This is a genomic window from Lacibacter sediminis, assembly GCF_014168535.1.
GTDB classification, from domain to species: Bacteria; Bacteroidota; Bacteroidia; order Chitinophagales; family Chitinophagaceae; genus Lacibacter; species Lacibacter sediminis.
On the sequence record NZ_CP060007.1, the window covers coordinates 1,151,524 to 1,166,818 of the forward strand.

Here is a 15,295-nt window from a genome sequence, read left to right on the forward strand (position 1 = left end):
AAAATTATGCGTACAATAAAAAATATAATTCAGTTTGCGGTTTTACTGCTCGTTGTTACGGGTTGTAAGCCGGAATTGAATGATGATATATCATTTCTTAACAGTGCTGCTACAGCAGGAAAGCTGTCGGCACTGTTTGAAATTACACAGGACAATACCGGTAATGTAACCATTACACCCAACGGTGAAGGTGCCGTTTCGTTTGATGTATATTATGGCGATGCTACTACTGCACCAGCTAAAGTACAGGCGGGAAAAAACACCACACATAAATATGCGGAAGGTGTGTACAACGTAAAAATAGTAGGTTACAATATCACGGGTAAAGCAACAGAGGCAACACAGCAACTTACTGTTTCGTTCCGTGCACCGGAAAACTTAGAAGTTACAGCTGACGTGGATGTTGCGAATAACTTTAAAGTGAATGTTACTGCAAAAGCACTTTACGAAACAATGTTCCGTGTTTATTTTGGTGATGTGCCAAATGAAGTGCCAGTTTCGTTTATGGAAGGTGAAACCATCAGCCATACCTATGCAGCGGTTGGTACTTATACAGTAAGAGTTGTTGCTTTGAGTGGTGGTGCAGCAACAACACAGTTTACAAAAACGATTACAATTGTTGATCCGGTATTACTGCCATTAACATTTGAATCTTCAACATTGCAATACAACTTCATCAATTTTGGTGGTGGTAATGTTACCATCATCGACAACCCTAATAAGACCGGTATTAATACAACCAATAAAGTTGGTCGTATGGTGAAGAGTGCACCGGAAGTATGGGGTGGTAGTGTTATTACCCTTGGTGCGCCTATTGATTTTTCTGCGAACAAAGTATTCCGCATGAAAGTATATTCACCAAGAGTGGGTGCTAAAGTATTGTTGAAAGTGGAGAACGCAACAAATGGAGGCGTCTTTTTTGAAAAAGAAACAGCAACTACTGTAGCCAATGCATGGGAAGACCTTGTGTTTGATTACAACGCAATCAATACCGCCAATTCTTATCAAAAAATTGTACTCATATTTGATTTAGGAACTGTGGGTGATGGTTCGGCTAATTTTACATTTCTGTTTGATGATATCCGTTTAACAAATCAGATTCCTACAGTACCATTAACACTGCCTGTAACGTTTGATAATGCTGCTTTAAATTATGCCGTAACAGATTTTGGCGGTGCAGTAACTGTAAATGATGTTGATCCTGCAAATGCAGCTAATAAAGTAAAGAAGACTACCAAGCCAACCGGAGCTGCATCATGGGCCGGAACAACGATTGGTGCATACTTTACTTCAAAGATTCCTTTTACAGCAACTGAAACACAAATGAGCATCAGAGTTTATTCTCCTGCTGCGGGTTTGCGTGTAAGGTTAAAAGTAGAAGATCATACGAATAATACAAGATCAGTTGAAACAGAAGCAATGACGACGGCGGCCGACACCTGGGAAACCTTGGTGTTTGATTTTGCTAATCAATCTGCAGGTACTGCAGCTATGAATCTTTCTTACAATTACGATATGGCGAGTGTGTTCTTTAATTTTAATGTAGATGGAGATGGCAAAGTGTTTTATTGGGATGATGTGCAGTTCCTTCCTACAAACGTAACGCCTAATTATGTTGCATTGCCGCTCGATTTCCAGTCAACTACATTCGGGTACAATATCATTGATTTTGCAGGTGGAAATCTTACTGTAATCAATAATCCGTTTGTGAACGCCGGTAACCCAAGTTCTAAAGTTGCAAGAATGATTAAGAACGCCGGCGAAGTATATGCAGGCAGTTTGATCGGTTTGGTAAACCCGATTAATTTTTCTGTAAAGAAGACGTTTAAAATGAAAGTGTATTCGCCCAGAATTGGTGCCGATGTTCTGTTAAAGGTTGAAGGACCCGGAGGAGCAGCATTCGAAATAAGAAAGCTTACAACAGTTGCAAATGCGTGGGAGGAAATGACATTTGATTTTAGTGCAATTGATGCAGGCCGGTCATATCAAAGCATCGTTTTGATATTTGATCTGGGTATAATGGGTGATGGTTCAGCAAACTATACCTTTTACGTTGATGACATTTCGCTTAACTAATTTCATAAATCATACATCATGATAAAGAAAATAAAATCATTCGCACTTGTTTTCCTTGCAGCTGTTGCTTTCCTGGCTGGTTGCGAAAAAAAGGAATACAGCTTTGGCGATTTTAAAACGCCATCAGATCTTACACTAACCGCTGTAGTTGCAGGTGTAGATGCAAGCAATCCTAACGGAAACGGCACAGGCGCTGTTGCCATTACGGCAACTGCCAAAAATGCAATCAGTTATAAAGTTGATTTTGGCGATGGCAAATCACAGATTGTTCCATCGGGCATCATCAATTATAAATACACAAACCCAGGTACTGATGAATATGTGATCACAGTAAATGCAATTGGCACAGGTGGTGTGGTTTCAACGATCAGTAAGAAAGTGACTGTGTTCGTTGCATTTGAAATTCCTGCAACCATTTTACAGAATATGACAGGAGGAACTTCTAAAATTTGGGTTTCAGATAAAGAAGCACCCGGTCATTTTGGTGTAGGGCCTAATGATCAATTTTCACCAATCTGGTATGAAGCAGGACCAAATTCAAGAGATGCCTGTTCATATGATGATGAGATCACTTTTACAAAAGATGCGAATAATAATATCCTGATGACCATTGATAACAAAGGACAGTCATTTTCTATTGGTGCATCAACGGCGTTTTATGGGTTTGGTGGTGGTGATGCTTGTCTTGGCGTAACAGCAGCCGGTACAAAAAAATTAGCATTCATGGATGCAACTTCTGCATCAACACCGTCTAATTCAACAAGAATACAGTTTGATGTGCCTGGTAATGGACTGATCATTTTTGGTACCGGCGCAACAACGTATGAGATATTATCTCTTACAGCAACAACTATGCACTTGCGCAATATTGGAATTGATGGTAATGCGTGGTATCAGAAATTAAAAGTGAAATCATAATATATGATACGAATGAGTTTGCTAGTGTTGTTATCTGTGCTGTCTTTTTTCGCATGTTCGAAAAAAGGCAGCCCGGGTAACGCCGATGTGGCGCCAACCAATCTTACGCTTAATGCAGTGGTAAGTACTGATAACAGCGGTAATGTTGAGTTTACAGCCACAGCTACGAATGCGGCTACATATGAATATGGATACGGCAACGGTGTGTTTGCATTGGTGCCAACTGGTAAAGTAACATACAAGTATGCTGCATCAGGAACCTACAGCGTAACCGTTACTGCAAAAAGTGCAAGTGGTAAAACAGCATCTAAAACAATACAGGTTACTGTTGCAGTTGGCTTGTCATTGATTTTTAGTGATGAGTTTGAGGTAAATGGTGCACCTGATCCTGCGAAGTGGGGTTATGATATTGGCACAGGATCGAACGGTTGGGGTAATAATGAACAACAGTATTACACCAACAGGAGCGATAATGTAATTGTGCAGAACGGTGTTTTAAAAATTACTTTGAAGAAAGAAAATTTTAATGGCAGTGCGTATACATCAACACGTATGCTCACAGCAAATAAATTTTCTTTCAAGTATGGTATTGTGGAAGCACGTGCCAAACTTCCCGCGGGTGGGGGCACATGGCCCGCCATCTGGATGTTGGGTGCTAATATTAATACTGCCGGTTGGCCTGCTTGTGGTGAGATCGATATTATGGAGCATAAGGGAAATGATCTCAACCGCATTTTTGGAACATTGCATTATCCCGGCCGGTCAGGAGGAAGTGCCGATGGCAGTTCACGAATTATCAGTAACGCATCCACTGAGTTTCACATTTATAAAGTGGAATGGACAGCTGCGGCGATTAAAATTTATGTAGACGATGTATTGTTCCATACGGTTGCCAATTCAACAGCTATTCCATTCAATCATAATTTTTTCATTATCATGAATGTGGCTATGGGAGGCTCTTTTGGCGGTGCCGTTGATCCAAATTTCAACAGCGCTGCAATGGAGGTCGATTATATTCGGGTTTATCAATAATGATCATATGGCAGAAGAGGAACAGAGCGTATTCCTCATAATCAATAGCGAAAGTGGATCATGTTTTTTTATTGAATTAAATGTCTTTCACTTTTCTTCTCTTTATCCTTACACATTAATAAGTTATTATGAAAACATACATAGTACGCTTGGCTGCAATGTTGATGTTTATCGGTTCAACAACAACATCTTGCGGGCAAAAGAAACAGAAATTGGTTTGGGCTGATGAGTTTAATACAAACGGGTTGCCAGATACTGCAAAGTGGAGTTACGATCTTGGCCGAGGCTGCCCGAATAACTGCGGATGGGGTAATAACGAACTTCAGTATTACACAGCAAATCGAAAAGAGAATGCACGAGTGGAAAATGGCAAACTCATTATTGAAGCACATAAAGAAAAATTTCAAGATGCAAATTATACCTCAGCACGCCTGGTATCAAGAAACAAAGGCGATTGGAAGTACGGACGTATTGAAGTGAAAGCAAAACTACCAGCTGGCCGTGGAATGTGGCCTGCAATCTGGATGCTTCCTACAAAATGGGAATATGGTGGCTGGCCGCATAGCGGTGAAATTGATATCATGGAGAATGTTGGTTATTGGCCCGATTCATTATTTGCCACCGTGCATACCGGGGCTTATAATCACGGACAAGGAACACAAGTGGGTAAAGCAATTTCCGTAAAAGATCTTTCCTCCTCATTTCATATTTATTCAATTGAATGGATGGCCGATAAAATTATTTTTATGCTCGATGGAAAAGAATATCATCGGTTCAATAATAAAAATTCAGGCAGTGAGGTGTGGCCATTCGATAAACAATTTCATTTGCTGCTGAATGTGGCAGTTGGTGGTAACTGGGGCGGCAAATTTGGTGTTGATGACAGCATCTTTTCCCAACGCATGGAAATAGATTACGTTCGGGTATATCAATAAAAGTAAACGATAGTTTTAACTCTTAATCAACACAAGATCATGAAACGTGTTGCACTCTTACTCTGCTTTTCGTTCAGCACAGCAGTTTTATTTGCACAGGTAACGAATGAAGTAAAAATGAATCGTTTTCTCGATTCACTGATACGCTTAATGACAATCGACGAAAAGATCGGGCAAATGAATCAATACAGCAGCGATTTTGCTGCGACCGGTCCAATTACACAAGATGGAGATAAGCAAACGCAGGTAAGGAAAGGAATGATCGGTTCTTACCTCAACGTTACAGGTGCAGAACGTACACGTTCGTTGCAGGAAATTGCGATGCAGTCACGTTTAAAAATTCCGTTATTGTTTGGACAGGATGTGATTCATGGTTACAGAACAATTTTTCCGTTACCATTAGCTGAAGCTGCAAGTTGGGATATGGAAGCAATTGAACGCAGTGCACGCATTGCAGCTATTGAAGCAAGTGCAGCAGGTATTCACTGGACGTTTGCGCCAATGGTTGATATTGGTCGTGACCCCCGTTGGGGCCGTGTAATGGAAGGTGCAGGTGAAGATCCTTTTTTAGGTTCGCTCATTGCGAAAGCAAGAGTAAATGGTTTCCAGGGAAAAGGTTTTGGAAATACAGATGCGGTGTTGGCTTGTGTGAAACATTTTGCAGCTTATGGCGCAGCAGTTGGCGGTCGTGATTATAATTCAGTTGATATGAGCCCACGTATGTTGTATGAAACTTATCTGCCGCCATTTAAAGCAGCGGCCGATGCAGGTGCAGCAACATTCATGAATTCATTTAACGATCTCAATGGTATACCGGCAACGGGTAACCGTTTTTTACAACGTGATATTTTAAAAGGTCAATGGAAATTCAAAGGTTTTGTGGTGAGCGATTGGGGAAGTATTGGGGAAATGGTGAATCATGGCTATGCAAAAGATAATTATGAAGCAGCTATGCTGGCAGCAAATGCCGGTAGCGATATGGATATGGAAAGCCGTGCCTACATTCAGCATCTTGCACGCTTAGTGAAAGAAGGAAAAGTGAAGATGACTGTGATTGATGAAGCTGTAAGGCGCATTCTTCGTAAAAAATATGAACTGGGCTTATTTGCTGATCCATACAAGTTCAGCAATATCCAAAGAGAGAAACAGCAATGGAACAATCCGCAACATCTTGTTGCAGCAAAAGAAATTGCAGCAAAGAGTATTGTGCTGCTGAAAAATGATCCCCTCCCGGGAGGGGCAGGGGTGGGTACATTACCTCTTTCAAAACAAACAAAAAAGATAGCACTTGTTGGTCCGTTGGTAAAAGCAATAAAAGAACATCTTGGCTTCTGGAGTTACGATTGGGATGATGATTCTGCACGTGTGCCGAGTCTTTATCAATCTGTTCAAAATAAAATTGGCAGCAACACACAGTTGCTTTATGCAAAAGGTTGTGAGTTGACAGATAGCAGTCGTGCAGGTTTTGCAGCAGCAATAGATGCAGCCAGTCAATCAGATGTGGTAGTGATCTATGTGGGTGAAACAAGAAATATGAGCGGTGAAGCAAAGAGCCGTAGCAATATTCATTTGCCAGGTGTGCAGGAAGAATTAATAAAGGCCGTTGCGGCAACAGGCAAGCCAGTAGTTGTATTAGTTGCAGCCGGTCGTCCATTGGTGTTTAACTGGACAGCAGAACATGTGTCTGCTATTCTTTACACCTGGTGGTTAGGTACAAAAGGTGCTGATGCAATTGCTGATGTATTGTTTGGTGATTATAATCCTTCCGGTAAATTACCAATGACGTTTCCACGCAGCGAAGGACAAATTCCGATCTACTATAATCATTATAACACCGGCAGGCCTGCAAAAACAGAAACCGATTTCAACTATGTATCAGCCTATACTGATCTGCGCAATAGTCCTCAGTATCCGTTTGGTTTTGGATTGAGTTATACAAGATTTCAGTACAGCGATATTCAATTGAATAAATCATCTCTTAAGCCTGGCGAAACATTAACAGCAACTGTTACAGTTACCAATAATGGTAATTATGATGGGGAAGAAGTAGTGCAATTGTATATCCGTGACATCACAGGGTCTGTCGTTCGTCCGGTAAAAGAGTTGAAAGGATTTAAAAAAATTAAGGTCGGTAGGGGAGAGAGTAAACAAGTACAGTTTACACTTACAGCTAATGATCTGCGATTCTATAACGACAAGCTGCAATACATTTATGAACCGGGAGATTTTACGTTGTTCATTGGCGGTAACAGTCGTGATGTAAAGGAAGCAAAATTTGAGTTGAAAAAATGAGTTGAGCAATCGTTATTATAGCAGCAAAACAAAACCCTTTCAATCTTGAAAGGGTTTATTGTTTTTAGCGTTTTGCTAAGTCGGCTTTTTTAAAGATGGATCTTACTGCGGCCTCAATTTCTTTTGAACTGATATTACGGTTGTTCACCTCATCGGTAGCCCAACCCTGCCATACTGTTTTACCACTGGCTGCATCGATCATGTTCACCGTTATTGTTCCTTCCTTAATAGTTCGTTCGCTACGGTCGTAGCCAATAAACTGAGAAGGATAGTTTACAATAAAGTAACGTCTGTAATACGGGCTATAGAATGTTCTGTAGAAAGGCTGCGAATAAACCGGGTCGTTATTTTGTACAGTAGAACGTTCTACCAACAGATCATAACTCAATAAAATATCGGGACGACGTTTTGTTTCGCTCCATCCAGCTTTTGTTAATTCTTTACTTACTGCTGCACGGATATTTGTTTCTGCAATGTCGTTATTCTTGTTACGGTCATTACGTCCGGCACCATCTTGGTCAACCCATGCAAACGTTTTGTAATTGGAAAAATTAAAAGCCTGATCTTTTTCAATATGTGCTGCCGGGCCGCAACCTGCCAGTAAGAGTAATAAAGCCGGTAAAAACATCCATCTGCTCAAACGCTTTTTCATAGTACCTCCATTGTTTTAATAGTATGTTCAATTAACGTACCACAGACGGTCGCAGATGTTTGAGGTTTATTAAAGCATTGTGAAAACACAGAGAGATTGTTATGTTTTTTAACAATTTGAAGAATTGATAAGTTCATTTGAAAGCAAGTATAGCTTCATTAAGATGTATTTTTTATTTCCGTTGGTGTAAAGTCATTCTGCCCATAATCTTTTCCATGATCTTTATCTTAGCCCATCTTGGTGCGGTTCGTAACGAATACACCAATAGTTTTGATAAAGCTCCCGGCACTACATGGTTGCTTCGCCCAAGAGCTTTGAGAATGGGTGCAGCAATTTGCTGTGGTTGTAACGACATGTACATTTGCATGTTTGCCCGTTTACCAAATCCACTTTCAACCGGGCCGGGTGCTGCTGACAAAACATCAACACCTGATGGTTTTAGTTCAACAGCCAACCCCTCAGCCAATGTCTGGATATATGCTTTGGTTGCAGCGTAATGTGCAGCATAGGGTACCCCTTGAAATGCAACAATAGAGCTAAGCAAGATAATGCCTCCACGTTTGCGCTGTACAAACTGTTGGCTGTAATGATGTGTTAATGCCAGCACTGCTTCACAATTAATCCGAAGCATATTGATCTCTTTATGTAACGATGCATCAATGAATAAGCCTGATGTGCCGTAACCTGCTGATGCAACTAACAAGCCAATTGAAAGTTGCTGTGTTTCCCGAATAAGTGTATCAATTCCATCTGCAGTTGAAATATCAGCAGCAATAATTTTTACTTCTGCTCTATGGCGTTGTTCCAGTTCTTTTTTTACAAGAAATAGCTGTTCTTTATTTCTTGCGTTTAATACAAGATGAATACCAGCTGCTGCCAGTTCTTCTGCAATGGCCAAACCAATACCGGATGATGCGCCTGTAACAAGTGCCCATGTGCCGTATTGCGCTTTGATTCTTCTTTGTTCGTTTAATGAAAGCATTTCTCTGTCATTTTTGTTCGTGATAAATAATCGATACAAAAATGAATAGTCGGCTTTTCGAAAACGATAACAAATGTTTAGATTTCTATTTCTGCTTTTTCAATCGACTGAGATGTACAGGTGTAACACCAAGGTAAGATGCGATCATGTGTTGAGGTACCCGGTTATGAATATCGGGAAATATGTCGGTAATGGAATCGTAACGTTCTTTAGCAGTGCGGGCGTAGAGATTTTTAATACGGTCATCCTGGTACACAAAATAAAATTCAGCAATGAGCCGGCCAAGTTTATTGCCTTCTTTCAAATTTTGGTAACCCCATTCAACAGCAGTGCGTTGCAGTATGGTTACTTCGGTTTCTTCAACAGCTTGTATACTGTAAAATGATGATTGTTTTAACAGGAAACACGAATAGTCAGCAATGAACTGATTTTCCAGTCCAAAATGCAGGGTATGATCAATGCCGTCGTTATCAGTAATAATTACACGAACGATGCCTTTGTTGATGAAGAATATTTCATTTGGAATTGCTCCTGGTCTGCTCAGCAGCTCCTGCCTGCTGAATGTTTTGGTAAAAGTGCGGCAAAGAAAATCATCCAGCTCAGTATCGCTGATATTGATCATTTGCCTGATGACATTGCTGATTTGCTGCATGTTTTGTGAAGCTGCCTGGCATTTCATAGCCGCACTTCATTCGTAAATTAACCAATTATCCGTTTGTCTTTCGCTACAAATTTTGCAAAGCCAAGTAAGGCGGCCATTACCATGATGTTGCGGAATACATTCAACATTTCCAGTTCCTGTTCACGGGCTGCATCAGCCATCATCATTGCGGCGGAAAGGTTATGCCCCGATGCTCTTGGCAAATGCACAATCAACGCCATCAACAAAACATACAATGCCATTAGCGAGTAAGCCAGTTTATCGTATTTGCCAATAAGGGCACTAAGGATAAAAGCAATGATACATGCCAACGTGAAATAATTCCAGAAATAAGGGAATGGTAAATAATCGGGCACGAATGATGCGCCCACATCAGGCTTTCCCAAATGCAAACCAACATAGAGCAGAAAGCTTAGCGGAAATAACCAGCGGCCAATGGATAAAACTTTTTCCATGTGTTTTGTTTAATTAGTTGGGAATGGAATCAACGAACGTATTTCAACAGTTCCGTAAGGGTATTTCAACATGGGACAGTTTTTACTCCACGCCTGCACTTCTTCATCGCTTTCAGCTTTGCAAAGCAGGTAACCCGTAACTAATATATTGTTGCCTCCTTTATCTGGCCCGTTACTGATGCCTTCGTTTGAAACGATCGTACCATTGTAAGCAATGGGTTGTGTGGCAATTAATTTTCCCTGTTTCGCAATGTTACCGATCCATACTTGCCATGCGGGCATATCTTCGGTCATGTCCTGTGCAGTAGTGATGTAATCGTTATTGCCACTTACGTTGCGGAATAAAAGCAGATACTCTTTCATTGTTTATTTTTTTGGTGATGAACAATGAAACAAAATAAATACAGGGTAAGTCCGCCACCATTGACAAATGTCAATGTTTCAGAGTTTGGCTTTTAACCGGCTGAACGTTTCCTGTGTTATGCCGAGATAGGAAGCAATGAGTTTGCTTGATAAACGTGTCATTAGTTGCGGGCGGTAATCCATTAACCATTTTATACGTTCCAATGCTGAAAGTGATACAAACGTATTGATACGATAAACCGAATTTGCGTACGACGCTTCAAGAATTTGTTTATACACTTTATCAAATTGTGGTATTGTTTCCATCAGTTGTTGAAAACCCTCCCTGTCAATTGCACAGAGTTCACAATGTTCAACTGCACGTATGTTTTCATTGGCAGGCTGTTGACTTCCAAAACTTATAAGATCGCTGCACCAGTTGTTTTCGGTTACAAGATCTCTCGTTGTTTCGTTAGCTTCCTGGTCATACACAAACACTTGCAGGCAGCCTTTACTGAGAAAATAAACATAGCGGCAAACATCGCCCTGTCGCAACAAAAGCTCATTTCGTTTTACTGAAATGCTTTTGAAATGAGCGAGCACTTCATCCAAATGATCAACATCATTTCCCAAACGGCTGACAATATGTTCCTTTAATTTTAAAACCATAGAACAGGAATTTTCAAATTTATAGGGAAGCAGATCATTGAAATATTAATTTTTTAATTAAGACAGGATCCTGTTATTAAGTTCATTATACTTCTGGCTTATGCCTGTTGCCAGTGAATAATTTACTACCCTTTTACATTGATGGATTGTCTTGTTGAAGAAAGAGGATTAAAAGTTGAAATATTCTTATGCCTTTGATGGTCGCCTCACCAACCAATATTACATCCTGTAGCGAATTGTTTATGCTTTCATTTTAGCTGTTTGGAATGGAGATGCAACCAGGCGTGTTTCTTTGGCAATATACCAACAGTGGCTGTAGATCGAAGAATGTATCGTGCCATTAGCTTTTGGAATGAATAGATGATCCGGCAGTAAAACACGAGTGTTTATTTCTGCTTCACCGTCTTCATTTGTATCACATCAACCAAAAAAGCAAAGGCCATGGAGAAATAAATGTAGCCCTTGGGTATTTTAAACTGCAGCCCTTCAGCAATAAGCGATACGCCGATCATCATCAGAAAGCAAAGTGCAAGTATTTTAAACGAAGGGTGTTTATGAATAAAATTACTGATAGGTTTTGATGCCACAAGCATGATCAACACAGTGACCACAACAGCTGTATACATGATCCATAATTCGTTTACCATACCAACTGCTGTAATAATGGAGTCAATCGAAAAAACAAGATCAAGTAAGATCACTTCACCCAGCAGTTGGCCAAAGCTGGCCTTTACCGGCATACGTGGCGTTTCTTCTGCCGCAATTTCACTCTTATGATAAATTTCTTTTGTGCTTTTGTACAAAAGAAATAAGCCACCAATAATAAGTATGAGTGATTTACCGGAGAACCCGATATCGAATAAAGTAAATAACGTTTGGTCAAGTTTCAGGATCCAGGAAAGTAAAGCCAATAGCACTAGCCGCATGATCATGGCCAGACCAATTCCCCAGAAGCGGAGTTTGTTCCGTTGGTTTTCGGGTAGCTTATCGGCGAGTATAGAAATGAAAATAATATTATCAATTCCAAGAATTACTTCCAGTGCAATAAGCGAAACAAGTGCGATAATAACTTCGGACATGTAACTGATGAATTAATGTTTTAAGATAAGTTTTTTATGCTTGTGGTTACTTCCTTATAAAGTTTATTGTTGTGTTCAACTATTTCATCACCGGCTTACTTCCTCAACGCCTCTCTCACTTTCGGAGCGATCTTCGTTCCAAAGATCTCAATCGATTTCATCAATGATGCATGCGATGGCCCGCCTACATCCATGTGCGCAGAGAAACGGGTGAGGCCAAACAGTTCCTGCATCTGTAAAATTTTATCAATGGCTTCGTTTGCATCGCCAACGATCAATGCACCATCTTTACCTCTTCCAAAATCAAATTGATTGCGTTGGTAAGCAGGCCATCCACGGCTGCTGCCAACACGGATCATTTGTGCAGCGTATAATGGGTAATATTCATCAGCTACCTGTTTGCTGTTTTCACCAAATAAACAATGCATGTGAACACCCACTTCAAACTTAGTCATATCATGTTCAAAATGCTGATACACTTTTTTATAATAGTCGAACAACGGTTGAAACTGCACCGGGCTTCCTCCAATAATAGCAAAGATCACCGGCAAGCCGGCTTTACCTGCACGCAACACAGATTCAGGTGTGCCGCCAACAGCCACCCAAATATTAAGATGATCATTCACTGCACGTGGCAGTATTTCCTGGTTGTTTAATGCAGCACGGTATTTTCCTTTCCAGGTAAGAGGGTTTTGATGATTTATTTTTTGAAGCAAGTCTAACTTTTCTTCGAACAAGCCATCATAATCGCTCAGGTTATAACCATACAACGGAAACGATTCAATAAAACTGCCACGGCCGGCAACGATCTCCGCACGGCCATTACTCAACTGATCGATGGTGGCAAACTGCTGATAAACTCTCACCGGATCGGCCGAACTTAAAACTGTTACTGCACTGCCGAGTTTGATGTTTTTTGTAACAGTAGCGGCAGCAGCTAAAATAATTTCAGGTGTTGATACTGCATAATCAGGACGGTGATGCTCGCCAATGCCATAGAAATCGAGACCCACTTCATCCATCAGTTTGATCTCTTCAATTAATTCACGCAGCCGTTCTCCGGCAGGTAAAGGTTTGCCGGTTGCATCGTAATGATTATCGCCAAACATGCCCACGCCTAATTCCATAGAAGTTTATTTTGTTTGCAAAGATAAGCGAGGAATGAAGAGTAGTGCAGGTATGGTGATTGATCGGTTGTTTGCCAATCCCGGAATATTAAGCTCTGCAATTTCGGCTTATTAATTCGGGATAGAAACTTCCAGCGTGCAACCTTTACCAGGCGCAGAGGCAAGTTGCATTTTACCTGAATAAAAATTAACACGACTGTTGATGTTTTTTAATCCAATGCCGTTGCCTTGCTGCTGAATATCAAAGCCAACCCCGTTATCACGTATAAAGAGAATAAGATTGTCGTCCTGTTGTTGCAGACGTATTGTTACCTCGGTTGCCTTTGCATATTTAAGAATATTGTTGAGTTGTTCCTGCACAATACGGTAGAGCATCAGTTCTTTATTTTTATCTACCTGCAATGCATTGTAGTCTTGATCAACAAACAGTTGCACCATTAACTTGTTTGGCTCCTGTACACTTTCCACAAGATCTTCCAGTGCTTCTTTTAATCCATCATGACCAAGTGATGGCGCAACAAGCGTGTGCGACAGTTTGCGGATATCCTGCATCGCTTCTTCAAGATGCAGGTAACTCCGTTCAATGATCTCTTCGTTAAATGTTTTTTCTGTTTTGGCAACACCCAGGTAGAGTTTCACTACACTTAATAACTGGTTGATATTATCGTGCAGCTCAAGCCCCAGTTCATTACGTTCTTTCTCCTGTGCAAGAATCGTTATTTCAGTAATAAGTTTTTGTTGGGAAAGTTCTTTTTCCATCAACTCTTTTTCCATTTGTTTCTGCTCAGTGATATCAACCATAATACCACTCAGCCTTGCTGCTTTGCCATCTTCCATGATCACCGCTACAATATCACGCAACCACAGAATGCGCCCATCTGCAGCGATCATCCTGTATTCAAACTGGTGCGATTTTCCTTCTGCCGTTGATTGTGCACAATAATTAACTGCCCATGTGCGGTCTTCTTCAAAAATATGTTCGGCCCAAAAACCAGGTTCCTTGATCCATCTTTCAACAGGATAACCCAGCATACGTTCTGCCTGCTCACTTACAAATGTAAATACAAGGGTTTGTGCATCGGCTTCCCACACAATACCATCCACACTGTTCATGAGTGTATAATAACGTTCCTGCGATTGTTTGAATTTATATTCAACCAATTGCCTCCGTTGCTCTTCTGCAATGCGTTTCTCATCTAATCTTTTTGTTTCAGATCGGTTGATGATATAAGCCGTTACCCACACCAGTACACCAAACATAAAAATTACGGCACATACAAACAGTGCTACCCACACGACAACTGAAAAACGTTCTCTGAGTACACCGGTTAAAACATAGTAACCAAGAATAGTGGGAATGATCACTAATGCAGGTAACAATAAACGGGCAGCTTTACCACCTGCATGCATGTTGGTTATTTCAGCAACAAATCCACGCCTGCTTTTCGCTAACAGAAGTGCCATTGAAAAGAGCATGAAACAAATGCCTCCATGAAAAGCCATGGGTGTAAACGAAGTGATCAGGTAATTTGAACTGAGATGATAGGTATAACCGATGACAGAAAGAACACCCAGACCGTTAACAGGTAAGGCAAACCATTGCGATGCAACGATGTGTCCGCTAAGCAACAACAGAAGAGAAATACCTGCGAGTAAAAAACCGGCTGCTGCATGTGGCACCATGGCATTGGCCGTTCCATTGTATAATGTTGTTTGTACCTGTTCGGTAAAAAGTAAACGATCGATGCCTGCATCATACAAGCCACTAACAGCAAGTATGCGTAACACTGCAATCAGTATGACTAATAATGCAAGGATTTTTGCAATAAGAAGTTTATAGCCTTTTTGCTGAGAAAGCAGTAGCGAAGAACCACAAAAAATAAATGCAATAGCAGTCATCGGGTTCATGGCAGGCATTTCAGGTAAGATACGTTTCAGGAAAACAATATCCTGCTGCCAGCCCAACAGCACCAATACAGCGATCGCAATCACAACGATCGCAGAAGTTCTTGTCAGGTAAAATGAAATACGGTTCAAAGGATGGATGTAAGTTTTTTTGGATAAAAGGACAAGCA

Annotated in this window: 14 protein-coding genes; 5 read left to right on the plus strand and 9 right to left on the minus strand. The window is 40.8% G+C overall.

Annotated elements, in window-relative coordinates; genetic code table 11:
- Positions 1-6: 6 nt before the first annotated feature.
- From H4075_RS05200 to H4075_RS05220, 5 genes are all read left to right on the plus strand, one after another.
- A complete protein-coding gene (locus tag H4075_RS05200) occupies positions 7-2,076 on the plus strand; it encodes a PKD domain-containing protein (protein ID WP_182804796.1) in 2,070 nt (689 codons plus the stop codon).
- Positions 2,077-2,094: 18 nt separating this feature from the next.
- Complete coding sequence (locus tag H4075_RS05205; protein WP_182804798.1) at positions 2,095-2,994, plus strand: PKD domain-containing protein; 900 nt, start codon at positions 2,095-2,097, stop codon at positions 2,992-2,994.
- Positions 2,995-2,997: 3 nt separating this feature from the next.
- Entirely contained in the window at positions 2,998-4,026 is a 1,029-nt protein-coding gene (locus tag H4075_RS05210; RefSeq protein ID WP_182804800.1) for a family 16 glycosylhydrolase, read from the plus strand.
- 128 nt (positions 4,027-4,154) lie between these two features.
- Positions 4,155-4,961, plus strand: coding sequence for a glycoside hydrolase family 16 protein (locus H4075_RS05215; protein ID WP_182804802.1), 807 nt, complete (start codon positions 4,155-4,157; stop codon positions 4,959-4,961).
- Between the two features lie 39 nt (positions 4,962-5,000).
- The gene (locus H4075_RS05220) at positions 5,001-7,253 is read left to right on the plus strand and encodes a glycoside hydrolase family 3 N-terminal domain-containing protein (protein WP_182804804.1); all 2,253 of its coding nucleotides are present in this window, start codon (positions 5,001-5,003) and stop codon (positions 7,251-7,253) included.
- A gap of 64 nt (positions 7,254-7,317) precedes the next feature.
- Here H4075_RS05220 and H4075_RS05225 read toward each other — a convergent pair whose 3' ends face one another.
- The 9 genes from H4075_RS05225 to H4075_RS05265 all read right to left on the minus strand — a co-directional run bounded on the left by H4075_RS05225 (position 7,318) and on the right by H4075_RS05265 (position 15,257).
- Positions 7,318-7,905 (minus strand): DUF4136 domain-containing protein, encoded by a 588-nt coding sequence (locus H4075_RS05225; RefSeq protein ID WP_182804806.1) that lies wholly within the window; start codon positions 7,903-7,905, stop codon positions 7,318-7,320.
- A gap of 172 nt (positions 7,906-8,077) precedes the next feature.
- Positions 8,078-8,887: an SDR family NAD(P)-dependent oxidoreductase gene (locus H4075_RS05230; protein ID WP_182804808.1), complete on the minus strand. Its 810-nt coding sequence runs from the start codon at positions 8,885-8,887 to the stop codon at positions 8,078-8,080.
- 85 nt (positions 8,888-8,972) lie between these two features.
- Positions 8,973-9,539, minus strand: coding sequence for a Crp/Fnr family transcriptional regulator (locus H4075_RS05235; RefSeq protein WP_182804810.1), 567 nt, complete (start codon positions 9,537-9,539; stop codon positions 8,973-8,975).
- A 47-nt stretch (positions 9,540-9,586) separates the two neighbouring features.
- Positions 9,587-10,003: a hypothetical protein gene (locus H4075_RS05240; protein ID WP_182804812.1), complete on the minus strand. Its 417-nt coding sequence runs from the start codon at positions 10,001-10,003 to the stop codon at positions 9,587-9,589.
- A gap of 9 nt (positions 10,004-10,012) precedes the next feature.
- On the minus strand, positions 10,013-10,366 hold the full coding sequence (locus H4075_RS05245) for a YciI family protein (RefSeq protein ID WP_182804814.1): 354 nt from the start codon (positions 10,364-10,366) through the stop codon (positions 10,013-10,015).
- 78 nt (positions 10,367-10,444) lie between these two features.
- Complete coding sequence (locus tag H4075_RS05250; RefSeq protein WP_182804816.1) at positions 10,445-11,014, minus strand: Crp/Fnr family transcriptional regulator; 570 nt, start codon at positions 11,012-11,014, stop codon at positions 10,445-10,447.
- A 386-nt stretch (positions 11,015-11,400) separates the two neighbouring features.
- A complete protein-coding gene (locus H4075_RS05255; RefSeq protein WP_182804818.1) occupies positions 11,401-12,093 on the minus strand; it encodes a TerC family protein in 693 nt (230 codons plus the stop codon).
- Positions 12,094-12,188: 95 nt separating this feature from the next.
- Positions 12,189-13,220, minus strand: a complete 1,032-nt coding sequence (locus H4075_RS05260) for an LLM class flavin-dependent oxidoreductase (RefSeq protein ID WP_182804819.1) — start codon at positions 13,218-13,220, stop codon at positions 12,189-12,191.
- Positions 13,221-13,331: 111 nt separating this feature from the next.
- Positions 13,332-15,257, minus strand: a complete 1,926-nt coding sequence (locus H4075_RS05265) for a PAS domain-containing sensor histidine kinase (RefSeq protein WP_182804821.1) — start codon at positions 15,255-15,257, stop codon at positions 13,332-13,334.
- Between the last annotated feature and the right edge of the window lie 38 nt (positions 15,258-15,295).

Excerpts from the sequence above, each read along its gene's own strand:
- H4075_RS05200 (WP_182804796.1), top strand. The coding sequence starts at position 7 with ATGCGTACAATAAAAAATATAATTCAGTTTGCGGTTTTACTGCTCGTT.
- H4075_RS05205 (WP_182804798.1), top strand. The coding sequence starts at position 2,095 with ATGATAAAGAAAATAAAATCATTCGCACTTGTTTTCCTTGCAGCTGTT.
- H4075_RS05210 (WP_182804800.1), top strand. The coding sequence starts at position 2,998 with ATGATACGAATGAGTTTGCTAGTGTTGTTATCTGTGCTGTCTTTTTTC.
- H4075_RS05215 (WP_182804802.1), top strand. The coding sequence starts at position 4,155 with ATGAAAACATACATAGTACGCTTGGCTGCAATGTTGATGTTTATCGGT.
- H4075_RS05220 (WP_182804804.1), top strand. The coding sequence starts at position 5,001 with ATGAAACGTGTTGCACTCTTACTCTGCTTTTCGTTCAGCACAGCAGTT.
- H4075_RS05225 (WP_182804806.1), bottom strand. The coding sequence starts at position 7,905 with ATGAAAAAGCGTTTGAGCAGATGGATGTTTTTACCGGCTTTATTACTC.
- H4075_RS05230 (WP_182804808.1), bottom strand. The coding sequence starts at position 8,887 with ATGCTTTCATTAAACGAACAAAGAAGAATCAAAGCGCAATACGGCACA.
- H4075_RS05235 (WP_182804810.1), bottom strand. The coding sequence starts at position 9,539 with ATGCAGCAAATCAGCAATGTCATCAGGCAAATGATCAATATCAGCGAT.
- H4075_RS05240 (WP_182804812.1), bottom strand. The coding sequence starts at position 10,003 with ATGGAAAAAGTTTTATCCATTGGCCGCTGGTTATTTCCGCTAAGCTTT.
- H4075_RS05245 (WP_182804814.1), bottom strand. The coding sequence starts at position 10,366 with ATGAAAGAGTATCTGCTTTTATTCCGCAACGTAAGTGGCAATAACGAT.
- H4075_RS05250 (WP_182804816.1), bottom strand. The coding sequence starts at position 11,014 with ATGGTTTTAAAATTAAAGGAACATATTGTCAGCCGTTTGGGAAATGAT.
- H4075_RS05255 (WP_182804818.1), bottom strand. The coding sequence starts at position 12,093 with ATGTCCGAAGTTATTATCGCACTTGTTTCGCTTATTGCACTGGAAGTA.
- H4075_RS05260 (WP_182804819.1), bottom strand. The coding sequence starts at position 13,220 with ATGGAATTAGGCGTGGGCATGTTTGGCGATAATCATTACGATGCAACC.